This is a genomic window from Ovoidimarina sediminis (assembly GCF_032586175.1).
Lineage (GTDB): Bacteria > Pseudomonadota > Alphaproteobacteria > Rhodobacterales > Rhodobacteraceae > Ovoidimarina > Ovoidimarina sediminis.
The window spans coordinates 157,325-177,163 of record NZ_JAWHTE010000009.1; the positions used below are offsets into that span (position 1 = coordinate 157,325).

Below are 19,839 nucleotides of genomic sequence, written 5' to 3' on the forward strand. Positions count from 1 at the left end.
AATGGAATGAAACGGATTTCCCTCGCGGCTGCGGCCCTGCTGGCGGCAAGCCCGGCACTGGCGCAGGAATCGACGGATCCGATCAAGCTGACCTTGCACGACTGGACGGGACAGCTGATCACCACGACGCTGATGGGCGAAGTGCTGGAAGAGGCCGGCTACAATGTCGAGTACGTCCAGGCCGACTACATCGCCCAGTTCGCGGGCCTCAAGACCGGCGATCTGCACGTTGCCATGGAAATCTGGGAAACCACGGGCCGCGAAGCGATGGACGAGGCGACGGCCACTGGCACTGTCGTGAACCTCGGCTCCACGGGCATGAACGCGATCGAGGAATGGTGGTATCCGGCATACATGAAGGAGGTCTGCCCGGGCCTTCCCGACTGGCAGGCCCTGAACGATTGCGCCCAGGAATTCGCGACACCCGAAACCGCGCCAATGGGCCGGTATCTTGGCGGCCCGGTCACCTGGGGCGGCTTCGACGATGAACGGGTCGAGGCGCTGGAGATGGATTTCGAAGTCGTCCATGCCGGCACCGACGCGGCGCTGTTTGCAGAGCTTGAATCGGCTTATCAGCGGCAGGCCCCGATCGTTCTCTGGGTCTACGCCCCCCATTGGGCGCCCTCGAAGTATGACGGCGAATTCGTTGAATTTCCGCCATATTCCGCCGAATGCTACAACGATCCCTCGGTCGGCATCAATCCGAGTGCCGCCTATGACTGCGGCAAGCCGCGCGGCCCGATCTGGAAGGTCGCGTGGTCGGGCGTAGCGGAAAAGTGGCCCGGCGCAGCGAAGGCGATCGAAGCCTTCACCATCTCGAACGACGACATGGGCGCCATGGTGGCCGCCGTCGATCTTGATGGCGGAACCGTAGAAGATACGGTGGCTGCATGGATGGACGCCAACAAAGACACCTGGATGGGCTGGATCGGCAAATAGGCCGGCACACGGCAACCCGGTGCGCGGGGCCCGGCCCTGCGCACCACCCCCGCCTCTCGGCCACCGCCTTTCCCACGACACCCCGGACGCCGCAGGGGGATGGATGACCCGTTCCGTGATTCTCGACTGCCGCAATGTGTGGAAGCTCTACGGGCCACAGGCCGAGACCTTTCTGAAAGGTAACCCCGCACCAAGCGCCGAGGATATCGCGAACGCGAATCTGATCGGCGCGGTGCGCGCGGCCGACGTCCAGATCCAGAAAGGCGAAATCTTCGTCATCATGGGGCTGTCCGGCTCGGGCAAGTCGACGCTCGTCAGGTGCCTTTCGCGCCTGGTGGAGCCGACGGCGGGCGAAATCCGTTTCGAAGGCAACGATCTTCTGGCCGCTTCCGAAGCCGAACTGATCGAGATCCGCCGCAAGAAAATGGGCATGGTGTTTCAGCAATTCGCGCTTCTGCCGCATCTGACGGTGCTGGAAAACGCGGCCTTTCCTCTCGACGTTCAGGGCGTCGGCAAGGCCCGGCGCGAGGCCCGGGCGCGCGAGGTGATCGAACTCGTCGGGCTCGGCGGGCGCGAAGACTATTACCCTCGCGAACTCTCCGGCGGGCAGCAGCAGCGCGTTGGTATCGCCCGGTCGCTTGCCGTCGAACCGGAACTGTGGTTCCTCGACGAACCGTTCTCGGCGCTCGACCCGCTGATCCGGCGCGAGATGCAGGATGAGTTCCTGCGCCTTCAAAGCATCCTTCACAAGACCATCATCTTCATCACCCACGATTTCGACGAGGCGATCCGCCTGGCCGACCGCATCGCGGTGATGAAGGACGGGGTGATCGAGCAGGTGGCGACGCCCGAAGAACTCGTCCTCAACCCGGCAACCGAATACGTGGCCGAATTCACCCGCCACGTCAGCCGCGCCAAGGTGATCCGCGCACGCTCTCTGACCGAACCGCTGGGGCAGGGCGCCTTCGCGGGCGACGTGCCCCATGACGCGGTGATCGAGACGATCGCCGACCGCGTCGAAGCGAGCGCAGAGCCTCACCGCGTCATGCGTGACGGCGAACCCATCGGCCAGATCACGCGGCAGGCGGTGATCGACGTTCTGGTGGGGCGGCGCTGATGGCGCGGGCCCTGAACCGGCATACGGCCTTCTGGCTCGGGCTTTTCGCGCTCACCTGGGCGCTCTCGACATGGTCCTTCGGGCTTTACAAGGCTCTCGATGCGCGCTGGATTGTCCGTTTTCCGAAAGGGTTGGAGCTTCCGTTGGAGGACCGGATCAGCGCCTTTCTCGACTGGCTCGTCAACAACGCCAATTTCGGCCTCTTCACCTTCCGCGACCTGACCCGCGCCATCGCGGCTGTTATCGAATGGCCCTATCAGGTTCTTCGCAACCTCCTCATCGAAGGCTTCCAGATCGGCCTCGGCGATCAGGCCACCCAGATCGCGCCATCTCTAAGCTGGATCGCCGTCATCGTCTCTGCCGCGGCCATCGGCCATTACGCCCGCGACTGGAAGCTCGGGGCCCTCGTCGGCGCCTGCTTTCTCTATCTTGCGATCTTCGGCCAGTGGGAAAGCGCGATGATCACGCTTGCCTCCGTTCTGATCGCGGTGCCGATCGGCGCGGTCGGCGGGCTCCTCCTCGGGATCGCAGCCTACCGGTTGCCCTGGGTCGATGCGCTGCTGCGCCCGATCCTCGATCTGATGCAGACGGTGCCGGTCTTCGCCTATCTCGTGCCGATCCTCATCCTGTTCGGCTTCGGGCCGGTCGCCGCGCTCGTCGCCACGATCATCTATGCCTCGCCCCCCATGGTGCGGGTCACGATCGTGGCGCTTCAGGGCGTCCCGACGGAGGTGATCGAGGCGGGCCGCATGGCCGGCTGCACCCGGCGCCAGATGATGTGGAAGGTTCTGGTGCCCTCGGCCACGCCGATGCTGATGGTCGGGGTCAACCAGGTGATCATGCTGACCCTCAACATGGTGATCATTGCTTCGATGATCGGCGCAGGGGGGCTTGGCTTCGACGTGCTGGCCTCGCTCCGCAAGCTCGACATCGGCGGCGGCATCGAGGCGGGGCTCGCGATCGTCGTCATGGCCATCGCGCTTGATCGCGCCAGCCAGGCCTTCGCCAATCGCGGGATGCGCCATGCGCCCGAGGGAAACGCGCTTCAGCGGCATCCCTGGGCCGGGACGGTCCTCCTCGTGATCGGGGCGACCTTCATTCTCGGCCGCTTCCTGCCCGGCCTTCAAAGCTACCCCGACGCCCTGACCGTCACCACCGGGCCTTTCTGGTCATCGGCTATCGAGTGGATCAACGTCAATTTCTTCGACACGTTCGAAGCCATCAAGACGGCGGTGCTGACCTGGATCCTCCTACCCGTGAAGAAGTTCTTCACCGGCATCCCCTGGGCCTGGGGTATCGCGGTGACGGGACTCATCGCCTGGCGCGTCGGGGGCTGGAAGCTTGGCCTGCTCGCCGCGCTCCTCGCCGCCTTCATCGCGGCAAGCGGGCTTTGGGGTAAGGCCGTGGTCACGATCTACCTTTGCGGCGTCTCGGTCGTGATTGCCACCCTGATCGGCATCCCGCTCGGCATCTGGGCCGCCGAAAGCCCGAAGGCGGGATGCGTGATCCTGGGGGTGATGGACACGCTCCAGACGCTGCCCAGCTTCGTCTACCTGATCCCGGTCGTGATGCTGTTCCGCGTCGGCGATTTCAGCGCCATGATCGCGGTCATCCTCTACGCGCTGGCCCCCGCCGTGCGCTACGCCGCCCACGGGATCGGCGGGGTGCCCGAACAGCTGCTGGAAGCGGGGCGCATGGCGGGCTGCACCCGGCGGCAGCTTCTGTGGCGCATCAAGATGCCGCTCGCGACGCCGCAGCTTCTTCTCGGCCTCAACCAGACGATCATGCTGGCGCTGTCCATGCTCGTGATCACCGCCCTCGTGGGCACCCGGGATCTGGGGCAGGAGGTTTACATCGCCCTGACCAAGGCCAATGCCGGCCAGGGCATCGTCGCCGGCCTTTCGGTGGCCTTCATCGCCATCATTGCCGACCGCATCGTCAACGCGCTGGCCGACGGCCAGCGCAAGCGCCTGGGACTTGCATGATGGACGCGATCGAACGCACCGCCGCCTTGCCCTGCTTCGATAACCCGCAGGAGATCGCGCCTCTGGGCGGCGGCATCACCAATATCAACCTCAGCGTCCGCGATGGCGACCGCCGGTTTGTCGTTCGCCTCGGGGCGGATATCGACGAGCACGGTGTCATGCGGTGGAACGAACTGGCGCTAAGTCGCGCGGCCGAGGCCGCAGGGATTTCTCCTGCGGTTGTCCACGCCGAGCCTGGGGTGCTTGTTCTCGATTTCGTCGACGGCAAGACCTATGCCGAGGAGGACGTCCGCGACCCGTCAAACCTGCCCCGGATCCTCAGCCTCGTAAGCCGCGCGCACCGCGAGCTTGGCCAGCATCTTCGCGGCCCGGTGCTGACATTCTGGCCCTTCCAGGTCGTCCGCACCTATGCCCGACGGCTTGCCGAAGACGGCACCTCGCATGCCGGCGAATTGCCCGGCCTGATGAAAGAGGCCGATGCGCTCGAGGCCGCCACGGGGCCGGTCGAGCTTGTCATCGGGCACAACGATCTGCTCGCGGCGAACCTCATCGATGACGGTACGCGGATCTGGCTCATCGACTGGGAATACGGCGGCTTCAACTCGCCCCTTTTCGACCTGGCGGGCCTTGCCGGAAACAACGGGCTTTCCGAAGCGCAGGAACGCGCCATGCTCGAAACCTATTTCGACGCCCCGGCAGAGGCCCGTTGGCGTCCTTACCAGGCCATGAAATGCATCTCGTTGATGCGCGAAACTCTTTGGTCCATGACCTCAGAGATCCATTCCGAGCTCGATTTCGATTACGCCGCCTATACCGCCGAAAACCTCGCGCGGCTCAGGGCGACGCTCTCCGATTTCCGCAATGCGTGAGGGCGCCATGTCTCTACCCACCTCATCGAAGATCATCGTCATCGGCGGCGGCATCGTCGGCTGTTCAACGGCCTATCACCTCGCGGCCATGGGGCAGGAGGTGCTTCTGCTCGAGAAGGCGAAGCTCACCTCCGGCTCCACCTGGCACGCGGCGGGGCTCGTCGGCCAACTGCGCTCGAACGCGAACATCACCCAGCTTCTGGGGTATTCGATCGAGCTTTACGACCGGCTGGAGGCCGAAACCGGCCTCGCGACGGGCTGGAAGATGAACGGCGGCCTGCGCCTCGCCTGCAATGCCGAACGCTGGACGGAAGTGAAGCGGCAGGCGACAACGGCCCACAGTTTCGGCCTCGACATGCAGCTTCTGACACCGGCGGAGGCGCAGGATCTCTGGCCGCTCATGGATATCGGCGATGTCGTCGGCGCGGCCTTCCTGCCGACCGACGGGCAGGCCAGCCCCTCCGACATCACCCAGGCGCTCGCGAGGGGCGCGCGGTCTGGCGGCGCGCAAATTGTCGAGGAGTGCCCGGTCACGGGCATCCTCACCGATCAGGGGCGCCTCACCGGTGTGAAAACGGCCCATGGCGATATCTCCTGCGAAAAGCTCGTCCTTTGCGCGGGGCAGTGGACGCGCGATCTTGCCGCAACGATCGGCGTCACGGTCCCCCTCGTGTCGGTCGAACACCAGTACATGATCACCGAGCCCTTCGGCGTTCCGTCGACCTTGCCGACGCTCCGCGACCCGGATCGCCTGACCTATTACAAAGAAGAAGTGGGCGGCCTCGTCATGGGTGGCTATGAGCCGAACCCGATCCCCTGGGCGGCGGGCGGGCTGCCGGAGCGCTTCGAATTCCAGCTTCTTGACTCCAATTTCGATCACTTCGAGCAGATCGTCGAACTGGCCATGCCCCGCGTTCCGGCCTTGCAGGAGGCGGGGATCAAGCAGCTTCTGAACGGCCCCGAAAGCTTCACGCCCGACGGCAACTTCATCCTCGGTGAAGCCCCCGAGATGGCCAGTGTCTTCATCGGCGCGGGGTTCAATGCTTTCGGCATCGCCTCGGGCGGCGGCGCGGGCATGGCGCTCGCGGAATGGGTGGCGCGGGGCGAGCCGCCTTATGATCTCTGGCCCGTGGACATCCGCCGCTTCGGGCGGCCGCACACCGACACCGACTGGGTCAGAACCCGTACGCTTGAGGCCTATGCCAAGCACTACACCATGGCCTGGCCGTCCGAGGAACATGACAGCGGCCGGCCCTGCCGCCGCTCCCCGCTTTATGACCGGCTGAAGGCGGCCGGCGCGGTCTTCGGCGAAAAGCTCGGCTGGGAACGCCCGAACTGGTTCGCGGAAGAAGGCGAGGAGTCGCGCGATATCTATACCTTCGACCGCCCGAACTGGCACAGGCCCGTGGGCCGCGAACACAAGGCCGCCCGTGAAGGCGCGGTTCTGTTCGACCAGACGTCCTTCGCCAAGTTCATTCTCAAGGGGCCCGATGCCGAAGCGGCCCTGGGATGGATCGCCGCGAACCGGGTCAATGTGCCCGTGGGGCGGATCATCTATACCCAGATGCTGAACGATCGCGGCGGAATCGAATGCGACCTGACCTGCGTGCGCACCGCGCCCGATGAATATTACATCGTCACCGGCACCGGCTTCGCCACGCACGATTTCGACTGGATCCGCCGCAACATCCCCGACGGGCTCAACGCGCAAATCGTCGACGTGACCTCCGCAAATGCCGTTCTCTCGCTCTTCGGCCCGAAGGCGCGCGATATCCTCGCTGCGGTCACGCGCGCGGATATCTCGCACGCCGCCTTTCCCTTCGCCACCATGCGCCGGATCGGGATCGCCGGGTGCCCGGTCATGGCGCTTCGGATCACCTATGTGGGCGAGTTGGGGTGGGAACTTCACCTGCCCACGGAATATGCGGTCACGGTATTCGATGCGCTGCATGCGGCGGGTGCACCCCACGGGCTAAGGAACGCGGGCTACCGCGCGATCGAAACCCTGCGGCTCGAAAAGGGCTACCGCGCCTGGGGCTCCGATATCGGGCCCGATCACACGCCGGACGAGGCGGGGCTCGGCTGGGCGGTGAAACTCGGCACGAATACCGATTTCCGCGGCCGCCAGGCCGTGCAGGATCAGCGCGCAAACGGGGTGGCGAAGATGCTCGCCACCTTCACCGCGCCGGGCGATGTCATCCTTTCGGGCCGCGAGACGATCTACCGCGACGGTGTGCGCTGCGGCTGGCTCAGTTCCGGCGGCTATGGGCACAGCATCGGCAAGAGCATCGGCCTCGGCTACGTACGGAACGCCGACGGCGTCACCCGCGACTATGTGCTCTCGGGCAGCTACGAACTTGAAGTCGCGACCGACCGTGTGCCTGCGGAAGTTACGCTCGATCCGCTCTTCGATCCGAAGATGGCGCGGATCAAGGCCTGACCCCTTCGCTCAGGTTTCGGCTAGAAGCCTGTAGCCCGGCGCCATCATCGCCCTGACGCTGGTGATCGGGCTGTCGTCGATCCATGTCGTCCGCTCCACGACCAGGATCGCCGTTCCGTCCCCGATCCCGAGGTGCCCGGCCGTCCGCGCATCCGCGGCCTCGGCCGTGATCTCAAGCCCGAACCGGGTGTATGGCTTGTTCAGCACCAGCCATTCATTGGCGCTGATTACATCCAGATCAACCTCCAGGATCTCGGGCGCCACCTCGGGGTTCACCCACCGATCCTCCAGAAGAAATGGGCGCCCGTCCGACAGGTGCAGCGCTTCGACCCGGAGAAGCCGCGCCGCTTCAGACAATCCCATCCTCTGACGAATTGCCCGGGGCGCCGCCCTCTGCGTACGGGAAATCAGCCGATAACCATATGTTCCGCCGGCTTCCTCGATCTCGCGGCGCGTCAGCGGGATGTCGAGCGTCGCGCGCGCCACCGGATCGCGCCGCACATGCGTGCCCCCCTTGCGCCGCCGCTCGATCAGCCCGCTGTCGGACAGATCCTGCATCGCGCGTTGCACCGTCGCCCGGGCGCAATTCAGGTCCTCGGCAATATCCGCGTCGCGCGGAAGCTTGTCTCCCGGCTCGTACCGCCCGGCGAGGATTTGCGCGTGAATTCTGTCACGCACGTCCCTCCAGCTCAGCCGCCGCGCCGCCATCAGATCGCCTGTGCGAGCGCGGCCACAGCCTTGCGGAAGGCCGGTACGATCCGGTCCCGCGCGATGTGCCGGCCGTCCTGTACGACATGCCGGCCCCCGCTCCACACATCGCGGATACATCCGCGCCCGTGCCCGCCGAAGATCAGGCTGTCGAGCGCCGCATCCCCGCTGCGCGCGCAGATCCATTCATTGTCGGTGCCAAGGCCCAGAAGATCCGCCTGCGCCCCGGCCCGGATCGCCCCCGCATCCCGGGCCGCGGCCTGTGCCCCGCCACCCGCCGCCGCCTCGAACAGCACCCGTCCCGTCGACCGGTCCGGGGTTGCTAGCACTGCGCGCCGGCGACGGTGCAGTCGCTGGGAATATTCCAGCATCGCCAGTTCCTCGAAGAGCGCGATGTGAACATTCGAATCCGATCCCACGCCATATCGCCCGCCCGCGTCCTGAAACGCGGCTCCGTTGAATATCCCGTCGCCCAGATTGGCCTCCGTGATCGGGCAAAGCCCCGACACGGCCCCGCTCTTCGCAAGCCCCGACGTCTCTTTCTCGCTCATGTGCGTCGCATGGATCAGGCACCACCGCGCGCCGATCTCTGCATTGCCCAAAAGCCACTCCACCGGCCGCGCCCCCAGATGGGCCACGATCTCGTCCACTTCCGCGGTTTGCTCTGCCACATGGATGTGAACCGGCCCGCCCGGCACGAGATCGGCTATCTTTCCAAGATCCGCCGGGTCCGCCGCCCGCAGCGAATGGGGCGCTACCCCCAGCACATACGCTCCATCACCCGCATGAAGGTGCACCCGCGCCGCATCGATGAGGGCCGCGAACCGGTCCGCATCCGTGCCAAACCGACGCTGTCCTCCCTGAAGGTCGCGCCCGTCCGCCCCGCCGCGGGCGTAGTAGACCGGCAAAAGCGTCAGCGCGATCCCCGCAGTTCCCGCCGCCCGAACGATCCGCCCGCTCATTTCGCCTACGTCTGCATAGGGCATACCACCGGGGCCATGGTGCAGGTAATGAAACTCCGCAATAGCCCCATAGCCCGCCTCGAGGCTCTCCATGAACACCTCCGCGGCAATCGCCTCGACATGCTCGGGCGTCAGCACTTCGAGAAACCGGTACATCAGCCGCCGCCATGTCCAGAAACTGTCTTCCGGATCCGTGCCCCGTGTTTCCGTCAATCCGGACATCGCCCGCTGAAAGCTGTGGCTGTGCAGATTTACCGGGGCAGGAAGCACAAGGTCGGCCACATGCCCATCCGGGGCGGCACCGGGCCGGACGGAGGCAATCCGCCCGTCCTCACCGATCGTGATCGCGACATCCTCGGCCCATCCCTCGGGGGTAAGGGCCTGCCGGGCGTGAACGTGCTGCATCAAGGATCCCCGTTGACAGAATATGTACATACTTATTATGGATATCCCATTCTCGGATCAAGGGCTGGCAATGGCGGGGACATCGGTCATCTTAAACGCGACGGTCGCCACCATGGCCGGGGGCGGCACCGTTCTAATCGAGCATGGCGCAATCGTCCTCGACGGCGATCGCATCCTCTGGGTTGGTCCCGAGGCAGAGTTGCCGGGGGCCCACCGCACCGTCTCGCACGAAGATCTCGAAGGCCGCCTGGTCACGCCGGCCCTGATCGACTGCCACACCCATCTCGTCCACGGTGGCCACCGCGCTCGCGAATTCGAAATGCGGCTCGAAGGCGCAAGCTACGAGGAAATCGCCCGCGCCGGCGGCGGCATCGTCTCGACGGTTGAGGCCACGCGCGGGGCAGGGGAAGAAGCACTTCTCAAGGCCGCCCTCCGCCGCGCCGATGCGTTGATCGCCGAAGGTGTGGGCGCGGTCGAGGTGAAATCTGGCTACGGGCTCGATATCGAGATCGAGCTTACGATGCTGCGCGTCGCGCGCCGGATCGGCGACCTGCGGCCCCTGCGGGTCAAAACCAGCTTTCTCGGCGCCCATGCTGTTCCGAAAGGCATGGACGCAGACAGCTATCTCGACGGGATCTGCATTCCCGCCCTCGACGCGGCCCATGCCGAAGGGCTTGTGGACGCCGTGGACGGCTTCTGCGAGGGCATCGCCTTCTCCACCGATCAGATCGCCCGTGTCTTCGACAGGGCGGCAGCCCTTGGCTTGCCGGTGAAACTCCACGCCGAACAGCTTTCCCATCAGGGCGGCACCGCGCTCGCCGCGCGCTACGGGGCCCTGTCCGCCGACCACCTCGAATACGCGACAGCCGAAGATGCCGCGACCCTCGCCCGTTCCGGCACCGTCGCCGTTCTTCTTCCTGGCGCGTTTTATACGCTGCACGAAAAGCGGCAGCCGCCCGTCGCGGCCTTCCGCACAGAGGGCGTTCCCATGGCCGTCGCGACGGACTGGAACCCGGGCTCTTCCCCCCTGGGTTCGCTCCTTCTGGCAATGAACATGGCTTCGACACTATTCGGCCTGACCCCTGCCGAAGCGCTCGCCGGCGCAACCTGCCACGCGGCCCGTGCGCTTGGCCTCACGGATTGCGGCGTGATCGCCCCGGGCAAGCGTGCCGATCTCGCGATCTGGGACGTGGAGACACCCGCCGAACTTGCCTATGGCATCGGGATCAATCCGCTTCACAAGCGTATCTTCGGAGGCCGTGAATGAGCGTCGTCCTTCATCCTGGTGAAACAACGCTCGCCACACTCGAATCCCTCTGGCGAGGACACGCACCGGTCACACTCGATCCGGCTGCACATCCCGCCGTCACAGCCGCGGCGGCAATCGTGCGCACCGCGGCCCGCGCCGAAACGCCCGTCTACGGCGTCAACACAGGCTTCGGAAAGCTCGCTTCCGTCCGGATCGCGCCCGACGATACCGAAACGCTTCAGCGCAACCTCGTCCTCAGCCATTGCTGCGGGGTGGGGGAGCCGCTCGATATCCCGACCACCCGCCTCATGATGGCCCTGAAACTCCTGTCGCTCGGGCGCGGCGCCTCCGGTGTCCGCTGGGAGGTTTGCGCCATGATCGAGGCGATGCTGACGTCAGGCGTCACACCCCTGATCCCCTCGCAGGGCTCGGTCGGGGCCTCGGGCGATCTGGCGCCGCTGGCCCATCTCGCTGCAGTGATGATCGGCGAGGGCGAAGCGATCTGGGAGGGCCAGCGCATGCCGGGCGCCGCGGCGCTGTCCAGCGCAGGCCTCGCGCCCCTTGTCCTTGGCCCGAAGGAAGGCCTCGCCCTGATCAACGGCACGCAGTTTTCCACCGCCTGCGCGCTTGCGGCGCTCTTTGACGGGGGGCGGATGATCCGCGCCTCCGCCGTCACGGCCTGCCTCTCCACCGATGCGATCATGGGCTCGACCCAACCGCTGCGCGCCGAAATCCATGCCCTGCGCGGGCATCCCGGCCAGATCGACGTCGCGGCCGCGATGTCCGCTCTGATGGAAGGAAGCGAGATCCGTGAAAGCCACCGCGACGGCGATACGCGCGTGCAGGATCCCTACTGCATCCGCTGCCAGCCGCAGGTGGCCGGTGCCGCGCTCGATCTCCTGCGCTTCGCCGGCCGCACGCTGGAGATCGAGGCGAACGCCGTCACCGACAACCCGCTCGTGACCGAGGGCGGCATTCTGTCGGGCGGAAACTTCCATGCCGAGCCGGTGGCCTTTGCCGCCGATCAGATCGCGCTCGCCCTCTCCGAAATCGGCGCCATCGCGCAGCGGCGCGTGGCGCTCATGGTCGATCCGACGCTCAGCTTCGATCTGCCGCCCTTTCTGACGCCCGAGCCCGGCCTCAACTCGGGGTTCATGATCGCGGAGGTGACAACTGCGGCGCTCATGAGCGAGAACAAGCACCTCGCAAACCCCTGTTCGACGGATTCAACTCCCACCTCCGCCAACCAGGAGGATCATGTCAGCATGGCAGCCCATGGCGCACGGCGCCTCAAACGGATGCTTGATAACCTGTCGGTCATCCTCGGGGTCGAGGCACTCTGCGCCGCGCAGGGCATCGAAGCCCGCGCGCCGCTGGTTACCTCCGCGCCGCTCCAGGCCGCGCTCGCCGCGATCCGCGCAGGCGTCCCGCCCCTCGCGCAGGATCGCTATCTCGCACCCGAAATCGAGGCCGTGGCCGATCTCGTCCGCCGCGACGCGCTCGCCGAAGCCGCGGGGCTGACACTCGCCCCATGAGTTTCCTCGACATCACCCGCGGCGACAGCCCCCTCGTCCTCGGACTGCCTCATACGGGCACCGATCTGCCACCCCAGATCTACGACGCGCTGAACGACACGGGCCGCGCGCTGGCCGATACCGATTGGCACATTCATCAGCTCTATGACGGCCTCTTCCCCGGGGCCACAACCGTTCGGACGGCAATCCACCGCTACGCCATCGACGTGAACCGCGATCCGTCCGGAGAAAGCCTCTATCCCGGACAGAATACAACCGGCCTGTGCCCTCTCATCGATTTCGACGGCAATCCGATCTATCGGTCGGGGCAGGAGCCGTCGGCGGAAGATATCATTCACCGCCGCGAAACATGGCACGATCCCTACCACGCGGCGCTCGAGGCCGAACTTGCCCGCATCCGCGACCGCTACGGCTTCGCGATCCTTTACGACTGCCATTCGATCCGCTCAGGTATTCCCTTTCTCTTCGACGGGCGGCTGCCCGATTTCAATATCGGTACGAACGAGGGCCGCACCTGTGACCCGTCCATTGAATCAGCGGTGACGGAAATCTGCGCAAGTGCAGTGGGTTACACGGCGATCCTGAACGGTCGCTTCAAGGGCGGCTGGACCACGCGCCACTATGGCAGGCCGCGCGAGGGCATCCACGCCATCCAGATGGAACTCGCCCAATCGGCCTACCTTACCGACGAGGCGCCACCCTGGCGGTATGACCCCGGAAAGGCGGCCCGCCTTCGCAACACGCTCGCAACCATCCTGAACACCCTGCTTCGCTGGAGACCGACATGAGCGATCCACGCAAGAACGTCCGCGACATCTATCCGCCCACTGGGCCCGAGATCACCGCCAAGAGCTGGCTGACCGAAGCACCCATGCGGATGCTCATGAACAACCTTCATCCCGATGTCGCGGAGAACCCCCATGAACTTGTGGTCTATGGCGGGATCGGACGCGCGGCGCGCACTTGGGAGGATTTCGACCGGATCGTCGCCGCGTTGAAGGATCTCGAAGCCGATGAAACCCTGGTCGTCCAGTCGGGCAAACCCGTCGCGATCGTCAGAACCCACGCCGATGCCCCCCGCGTCCTGATCGCCAACTCGAACCTCGTGCCTCATTGGGCGACGTGGGAACATTTCAGCGCCCTCGATCGCAAGGGGCTCATGATGTACGGCCAGATGACGGCGGGGTCATGGATCTACATCGGCACGCAGGGCATCGTGCAGGGCACCTATGAAACCTTTGCCGAAGCGGGGCGTCAGCATTACGGCGGCGATCTGACGGGCCGCTGGATCCTCACGGGCGGCCTCGGCGGCATGGGCGGGGCACAGCCTCTCGCGGCGGTCATGGCCGGCGCCTGCTGCCTCGCGGTCGAATGCAACCCGGACTCGATCGATTTCCGCCGTCGCACCCGCTATCTCGACGAGAAGACCGACAGCCTTGACGAGGCGCTCGAGATGATCGGCCGCTGGACGGCGGCGGGGGAGGCGAAATCGGTCGGCCTCCTCGGCAATGCGGCAGATATTTTTCCCGAGATCCGTCGGCGCGGGGTGCGCCCCGATATCGTCACCGATCAGACCAGCGCCCATGACCCGGTGAACGGCTACCTCCCGCAGGGCTGGACGGTCGCCGAGTGGCGCCAGCGGCGTGAAACCGATCCCGCGGCGGTGGAACGCGCCGCCCGCGCCTCGATGAAGGTGCAGGTCGAGGCCATGGTAGGCTTCTGGAACGATGGCGTGCCCACGCTCGATTATGGCAACAATATCAGGCAGGTGGCGCTTGATGAGGGTCTGGAAAACGCCTTCGCCTTTCCCGGGTTCGTGCCGGCCTATATCCGCCCGCTCTTCTGTCGCGGGATCGGGCCGTTCCGCTGGTGCGCCTTAAGCGGCGATCCCGAAGATATCTACGCCACCGATGCCGCGATGAAGGAGCTTTTTCCCGACAATACCCATCTGCACACCTGGCTCGACATGGCGCGCGAACGCATCGCGTTCCAGGGCCTCCCGGCCCGGATCTGCTGGATCGGGCTTGGCGATCGCCACCGCGCCGGACTTCGCTTCAACGAGATGGTGGCAAGCGGCGAGTTGAAGGCCCCCGTCGTGATCGGGCGCGATCATCTCGACAGCGGCTCGGTGGCAAGCCCGAACCGCGAAACCGAGGCGATGAAGGACGGCTCCGATGCGGTCAGCGACTGGCCTCTTCTGAATGCCCTCGTGAACACGGCAAGCGGCGCCACCTGGGTGTCGCTGCACCATGGCGGCGGCGTCGGAATGGGCTTCTCACAGCACGCCGGCGTCGTGATCGTGGCCGATGGAACGCCGGAAGCCGCGCGGCGGCTCGAACGGGTTCTGTGGAACGATCCCGCCTCGGGCGTCTGGCGCCATGCGGATGCGGGGTACGACGACGCGATCGCCTGCGCGCGCGACCACGGGCTCAGACTTCCGGGGATCCTCGGGAACTGACCCGGTCCGACCTCAGGTCGGCAGTGGTTGATCCGGGGTTTCCAGGTTTACGCCCTGCTCGATTGCAATCATCCCCTCAAGGCCGCTGGTATACCGATACACATCGAACGTGGTCGTCCCATCGCTGACGGTATCCGTCTCCTTGACGATACCTGTCCCAAGCAGACGAACCGTGTCACCCGCGTCGGCAGTGATCGAGATGCTTTCATCGGCAAGGGTGCCGAACGCGGCCTCGAGTATCGGGTCAGCCGTGTCGGAAAAATCGATGATATTCTGGACTGTCAGGGTCAGCGTGTCGGTATCGCCGTTTTCTAGGCTGAGGACCTCGATCCCTGAGTATGTGTTTGAAACTGTGATTAATGAGAAATCGAACAGATCGGTGGTGTCCTGAACAAGTAACAAAGTGTCGCGGCCCGATCCGCCCGACGTCGTTCCTTGCTGAACATCCGAGCGATGGATGGTGTCGTCGTCATTCCCGGCGTCGGCAGTGGCACCGGCCGAGGTGGCGATTAGCGTGTCATTGCCGTCTCCACCTTCAAGATAATCACTTCCGCCACCTCCGTTGAGCACATCGTCACCATCGAACCCGATAATTGACTCCGGTCCTAGGCTGCCCAAAACACTATCGCTAAAGTCGGATAGTGTAATGTAATCGGGCGTGTTGCCCAGAAGCGTGTCCGTTCCGCCGAGCCCGTCGTCGATAATTTGCCCGGTTCCAAATGTAAGGTCGATCGCGATCGGACCGGCGAGGTTACCGAACGGATCGCTGTAAAGATCGAGATGAAAGAAGCCCTGACCTGTATGGTTGATGCTGTCATCGCCGCCCCCAGGCTGCACCATCGTCCAAGCATTGATGTCGTCGATGCTCAGTGCGAAGGTATCGTCCCCGTTGCTGCCGGTGATGATGATCCCGCCGTTCACGAGGGCACCTGCGACCTGCTGGATCGTATCGAAACCGTCGACAGGCCCCTTGTCCACGGTTGCCGTATTCGCTCCGAGGTCAAAACTGACGTCGACACCGCCTCCGATATCACCATACCAGAGGGTTATCCCTGAATTGACGCCCGTGAGGTTGATAGTGTCGTTCCCGGTGAAAGAATTCACGAACTGAAAATCGATCCCCGAGCCCGGCGTGATAATATCGTCTCCAGATCCGCCATTGATGGAGTCTGTACCCGCGCCGCCCTCAATGATGTCATTGCCGCCGCGCCCGCGCAGTTCGTCGTCTCCGTCGCCTCCGGTAATTGTGTCCGCGCCATCACGCCCGTCGATGTACGTGCCGCCATTTGTGCCAACGAGTATGTCGTCGTTGTTGGAGCCATCGATCCCCTCGATGCTGACTAGCGTTTGCGTGAAGAACTCCCCGTTGTAGAACCCGGTCGCAACGCCTGTGAGAAGATTGACGTTTAGACCAGTCACTTCATCGCGGTTGTAGCGGATCCGGTCGAATCCATCGCGACCGTCGAAGAAGTCATCGCCGCCCCTTGAACGAAAGCGGTTGTCCAGATTGTTCCCAAAAACGGTGTCGTCACCTTCACCGGTGTAAAGATCGAGAGTTAGAAAATCGGTGTTTCCGCTAATGTTGAGATTAATCGATTCATCCAATCCGATATTGATGTCTCCGGTTTGCAAGTCGGCTACGACGTTTTTCTCTGATTCAGCGTAAACCCTGAAATTTCCGTCACCGCCCGTGGTGAAGTTGATCGTATCGTTTCCGCCCGCCCAGCTAACTCCTATCCAGCCAAACCTGCTTGCGTCCTTGGTTATGTTGAACGTGTCGTCACCGCCTGTGCCCTGAATTTCGAATCCTTCGAAATTCTGTGCAGCGTCGAGGTCAACCAGAGTGTCGGTACCCGCAATAGACTTGAATACAGTCCCAGTGCCCGCGAGGAAGTTGAGATTCGCTGTAATGCCAATTGGCCCCAAGGTTGAGTAATCTAGTGTGTTAAAACTTTCTTCGCCGGTATTTGAATAGATGATCGTGTCGTCACCAAGAGAGGCCAGCACTTGGTCATTGCCCCTAATATTTGTACCAAGATCGATGCTGTCGTTTTCGGGAGTGCCGAGCCCGACGTCGTCTCCGCTTCCGCCGACGAAGTTAACTGCGGCGAAGCCCTGATCGCGAACGATCTGATAGACTTCCGCAAGCGTCAAGTTCTCAAGATCTATCCCGAAGTCATCTGCGCCGTCTATGCGGTACTGCAACTGAATCTGGATATTTCCCTCGCTTGAGATCCTCTGATCGAACCGTAGCCATCCGATCTCCGAGAACGCATCCCCTGCTAGGATTAAAGTATCCTCAGCGACATTCAGATCGGCGATATAATCCCAACCACCATTATAAGTCACGGTGTCTGCTCCACCGTTGAGCCTGAGAGCTTCATTACCCGTTGTGCCGGTAAAAATGTCACCCAGATCGGTCAGGTCGACGAAATTAACGGTCCCATTGATGATGCTGTCCGTATATCCGAACCCATCGTTAATGATTTGGTTGGAGGCGAGGCCCAAGTCGATTACGACACCTTGCGTTGGAAGATCGTCAAACTCAGCCCCTCGAAAGAACTGGAGATCGAGCCTTCCAGGGCTTTGGAAATCAATCGTATCGTTTCCCTGGCCAGCCCTAATTGAGATGCGTGCGTCTTCTGCATTGAGGAGAGCGTCTCCGATAACTGTGAACGTGTCGTCGAATGCTGTTCCGGTGAACTCCAAGCGCGCGCTAAGGGCGGGATCGACCGTGTTGAACAGATCATCTCGACCGTTGGTTCCCTTGAATACCTCACCAATGTTGGTGTTGAGGTTGACGACTACGTCGATAGCTTGATCCAGATCACCATAGTAGATCTGCACAGTCCCATTCAGTACGCCAATCAGATCAATGTCGTCATCTCCAGTCCCAGGACCGACGCTTTGAAATTCTACGCCATCTCCAAGCGCGATAAAATCGTTGCCGCCAAAGCCTCTTACTCGGTTGTCTAACGCGTCGCCGATGAAAATATCGCCAAACTCGGTCAAACGAATGTCCCTGAATGACCCGTTCAAGATTGTATCCGTGAAACCAAAGCCATCGTTGATGATTTGGCCCGACGCAAGGGTCAGATTGACATTTGCGCCTTGGTTGGCCTCATTGAAGTCCGTATCGCGATCAAGCTCGAGGTCAAAATCTGCCGGGCCGCTCAGGTTGAAGGTATCGCTCCCCTCACCTGATCGGATCCGGAATTCTTGATCTGGGTCATCGGTTGATATATTGAAAACGTCATTTCCAGAGGTGCCAACAAAGCGCAAGCTGTTGATCCCCAAGCTATTTATCGATGTAATTGTATCGGTATCGGTTGCGCCCTTTTCAACGGTAGCTGTGTTTGCCGCAGTATCGACATTGACAGTGATCGTGTCTCCGCCCGGTAGGCCGCCGTAGAAAAGCTCAACTTCGCCACTGGAGATTGCGTCGAGATTGATTGTGTCACTACCGGTTCCAGTTTCAACGAACTGAAAAACGAAGTTTCCGACAATTGATATCTGGTCATTTCCTCCCCCCGCATTGACGTCTAGGCTTCCGTCAAGTGTTAGAAGGTCGACGAAATCAGTCGCTTGGAGAAACTCAATATTACTGAGGGTGTGTGTGAAGCCTAAACCGGCCCAAATGCCAGTGACTGTTTGTGAATTCAGCGAAATGCCTGTTTGAACGTCAAATCGGTCGTAGCGCACATTGTCGAAGTCACCGCCGCCATCTGCTGTGTCGGTTCCCGCTCCCAGGATGATTGTGTCGCTGTTATTGGTCCCTACGACAGTATCGTTTCCGCTTCCCGTTTCTAGCGAGAAGCGCATGCTTCCCGTGATGCCGTTCGCATTCAGTGTAACCGTATCGAGGTTTGAAAGTGTGATCGTTGTAGATGAAGGCGCAGAGGTTATGCTTGAGAGATCGATGTTTACATCTGCACTGGTGTCGCCAAAGTCCAGCCGTATCGTCCCCGTTCCACCAGTCAAGTTTATCGTATCATCTCCTCCCGAGTAGGCGACAGCAAGAAATCCACCGTTCGAGGCATGCTGGACTATATTAAAAAAATCGTTTCCAGAAGTGCCCCAAATGCCAAAGCCCCAGGCGCTGGTTGCGTTCTGCAGGTCTACCAGCGTATCGATCCCATCAGCGCCTTTGTCGACTGTATTAACTGCAGAGTTTAGGTCTATGCTTGCTACAATTCCGTTTGAAGCGAGGCTGCCATAGAACACGTCTGAATATGCGGTGGGCGACGTATTTGTAAAATTGTAAGTGTCATTGCCCGCTGACGCGACAAAGCGAGTGAATGTAAATTCCTCGGTCGCAGGCGCCAGCGTAAAGACATCATCAGTGTCGGTTCCAGTTACGCCATCGGTAACTGGGGGAGTAATCGTGGCGTCTGCCCCGACGGTGACATCGAAGGAGACGGGTGTGGTGGAGGTGAGTGCGCCATCGGAGGCGAAGACCTGGACGGTGTAGGTGGTGCCACTGGCGACGGTGTCATCGACCTCGAGGGTTGTGCCGTTGAGGGTGAAGCCCGCGACGTCCCCGACCGGGGTGCCGTCGATCTCGACGGCGAGGACGGGGATATCGCCGGCATCGGGGTCATCGAGGACGAGGCCGGAGAGGTCGATGGATGTGGCGGTGCCCGCAGTCGTCGATTCATTTGCGACGGTACCGGTGATGGTGGGGGCCTCGTTGATGTCGGTAACCGGGGCAGAGAAGGTGGCGGTTCCGGTGCCGGCGGCATCGGAGGCCTCGACGGTGACGTCGAGTTGGGGGTTGGTCTCGAAATCGAGCGCGGCGCCGGCCTGGAGATGGAGCTCCAGTGCGCCGGCGTTGTTGACGATCTCGAAGAGCGCGGCATCGGCGCCCGAGAGCGTGGGTGTGACCGTGCTGAGCCCGTCATCGGTGATGGTGATATCGGCGACTTTGAAGCTTGTGGTCAGGTCTTGATCCTCGGGGATCTCGGTGACCGGGTTGGTCAGTTCGACCGTGGGCGCGACATCGACCGGATTGGAGACGGTGACATCGAAGGAGACGGGCGTGGTGGAGGCGAGCGTGCCGTCGGAGGCGAAGACCGCGACGGCATAGGTGCCGGCTGCGACGGTGTCATCGACCTCGAGGGTTGTGCCGTTGAGGGTGAAGCCCGCGACGTCCCCGACCGGGGTGCCGTCGAT

General features: G+C 62.9%; 12 protein-coding genes. 9 read left to right on the plus strand and 3 right to left on the minus strand.

The genetic code is table 11. The annotated features are described in order from the left end of the window. The first annotated feature begins 6 nt into the window (after positions 1-6). The 5 genes from RXV90_RS12675 to RXV90_RS12695 all read left to right on the plus strand — a co-directional run bounded on the left by RXV90_RS12675 (position 7) and on the right by RXV90_RS12695 (position 7,350). Complete coding sequence (locus tag RXV90_RS12675) at positions 7-939, plus strand: ABC transporter substrate-binding protein (protein WP_316649128.1); 933 nt, start codon at positions 7-9, stop codon at positions 937-939. A 103-nt stretch (positions 940-1,042) separates the two neighbouring features. Further along, complete coding sequence (locus tag RXV90_RS12680; protein ID WP_316649129.1) at positions 1,043-2,056, plus strand: quaternary amine ABC transporter ATP-binding protein; 1,014 nt, start codon at positions 1,043-1,045, stop codon at positions 2,054-2,056. Continuing rightward, the gene (locus RXV90_RS12685; RefSeq protein WP_316649130.1) at positions 2,056-4,041 is read left to right on the plus strand and encodes an ABC transporter permease; all 1,986 of its coding nucleotides are present in this window, start codon (positions 2,056-2,058) and stop codon (positions 4,039-4,041) included. The genes RXV90_RS12680 and RXV90_RS12685 overlap by 1 nt, the downstream gene beginning before the upstream one ends. Further along, on the plus strand, positions 4,041-4,910 hold the full coding sequence (locus tag RXV90_RS12690) for a choline/ethanolamine kinase family protein (protein ID WP_316649132.1): 870 nt from the start codon (positions 4,041-4,043) through the stop codon (positions 4,908-4,910). The genes RXV90_RS12685 and RXV90_RS12690 overlap by 1 nt, the downstream gene beginning before the upstream one ends. A 7-nt stretch (positions 4,911-4,917) precedes the next feature. Continuing rightward, entirely contained in the window at positions 4,918-7,350 is a 2,433-nt protein-coding gene (locus RXV90_RS12695; RefSeq protein ID WP_316649133.1) for a GcvT family protein, read from the plus strand. A gap of 9 nt (positions 7,351-7,359) precedes the next feature. Here the strand turns inward: RXV90_RS12695 and RXV90_RS12700 are convergent, their stop codons facing one another. Both RXV90_RS12700 and RXV90_RS12705 read right to left on the minus strand, forming a co-directional pair. Continuing rightward, entirely contained in the window at positions 7,360-8,028 is a 669-nt protein-coding gene (locus RXV90_RS12700; protein ID WP_316649134.1) for a GntR family transcriptional regulator, read from the minus strand. Positions 8,029-8,057: 29 nt separating this feature from the next. Then, positions 8,058-9,425: a formimidoylglutamate deiminase gene (locus tag RXV90_RS12705; protein WP_316649135.1), complete on the minus strand. Its 1,368-nt coding sequence runs from the start codon at positions 9,423-9,425 to the stop codon at positions 8,058-8,060. 112 nt (positions 9,426-9,537) lie between these two features. On the opposite strand from RXV90_RS12705, the gene hutI reads away from it, so the two are divergent. From hutI to hutU, 4 genes are read left to right on the plus strand one after another with little or no spacing between them, the layout of a single operon-like run. Then, a complete protein-coding gene (hutI, locus tag RXV90_RS12710) occupies positions 9,538-10,692 on the plus strand; it encodes an imidazolonepropionase (RefSeq protein WP_316649142.1) in 1,155 nt (384 codons plus the stop codon). Then, positions 10,689-12,209: a histidine ammonia-lyase gene (gene hutH, locus RXV90_RS12715; protein ID WP_316649136.1), complete on the plus strand. Its 1,521-nt coding sequence runs from the start codon at positions 10,689-10,691 to the stop codon at positions 12,207-12,209. The genes hutI and hutH overlap by 4 nt, the downstream gene beginning before the upstream one ends. Then, a complete protein-coding gene (gene hutG, locus RXV90_RS12720) occupies positions 12,206-12,997 on the plus strand; it encodes an N-formylglutamate deformylase (RefSeq protein WP_316649137.1) in 792 nt (263 codons plus the stop codon). The genes hutH and hutG overlap by 4 nt, the downstream gene beginning before the upstream one ends. Next, positions 12,994-14,667 (plus strand): urocanate hydratase, encoded by a 1,674-nt coding sequence (hutU, locus tag RXV90_RS12725; RefSeq protein WP_316649138.1) that lies wholly within the window; start codon positions 12,994-12,996, stop codon positions 14,665-14,667. The genes hutG and hutU overlap by 4 nt, the downstream gene beginning before the upstream one ends. 12 nt (positions 14,668-14,679) lie before the next feature. Here hutU and RXV90_RS12730 read toward each other — a convergent pair. Then, a partial coding sequence (locus RXV90_RS12730; protein WP_410482363.1) for a beta strand repeat-containing protein occupies positions 14,680-19,839 on the minus strand: 5,160 nt, incomplete at its 5' end.

Coding starts and splice junctions, on each gene's coding strand:
- RXV90_RS12675 (WP_316649128.1), top strand. CDS start 7: ATGAAACGGATTTCCCTCGCGGCTGCGGCCCTGCTGGCGGCAAGCCCG.
- RXV90_RS12680 (WP_316649129.1), top strand. CDS start 1,043: ATGACCCGTTCCGTGATTCTCGACTGCCGCAATGTGTGGAAGCTCTAC.
- RXV90_RS12685 (WP_316649130.1), top strand. CDS start 2,056: ATGGCGCGGGCCCTGAACCGGCATACGGCCTTCTGGCTCGGGCTTTTC.
- RXV90_RS12690 (WP_316649132.1), top strand. CDS start 4,041: ATGGACGCGATCGAACGCACCGCCGCCTTGCCCTGCTTCGATAACCCG.
- RXV90_RS12695 (WP_316649133.1), top strand. CDS start 4,918: ATGTCTCTACCCACCTCATCGAAGATCATCGTCATCGGCGGCGGCATC.
- RXV90_RS12705 (WP_316649135.1), bottom strand. CDS start 9,425: ATGCAGCACGTTCACGCCCGGCAGGCCCTTACCCCCGAGGGATGGGCC.
- hutI (WP_316649142.1), top strand. CDS start 9,538: ATGGCCGGGGGCGGCACCGTTCTAATCGAGCATGGCGCAATCGTCCTC.
- hutH (WP_316649136.1), top strand. CDS start 10,689: ATGAGCGTCGTCCTTCATCCTGGTGAAACAACGCTCGCCACACTCGAA.
- hutG (WP_316649137.1), top strand. CDS start 12,206: ATGAGTTTCCTCGACATCACCCGCGGCGACAGCCCCCTCGTCCTCGGA.
- hutU (WP_316649138.1), top strand. CDS start 12,994: ATGAGCGATCCACGCAAGAACGTCCGCGACATCTATCCGCCCACTGGG.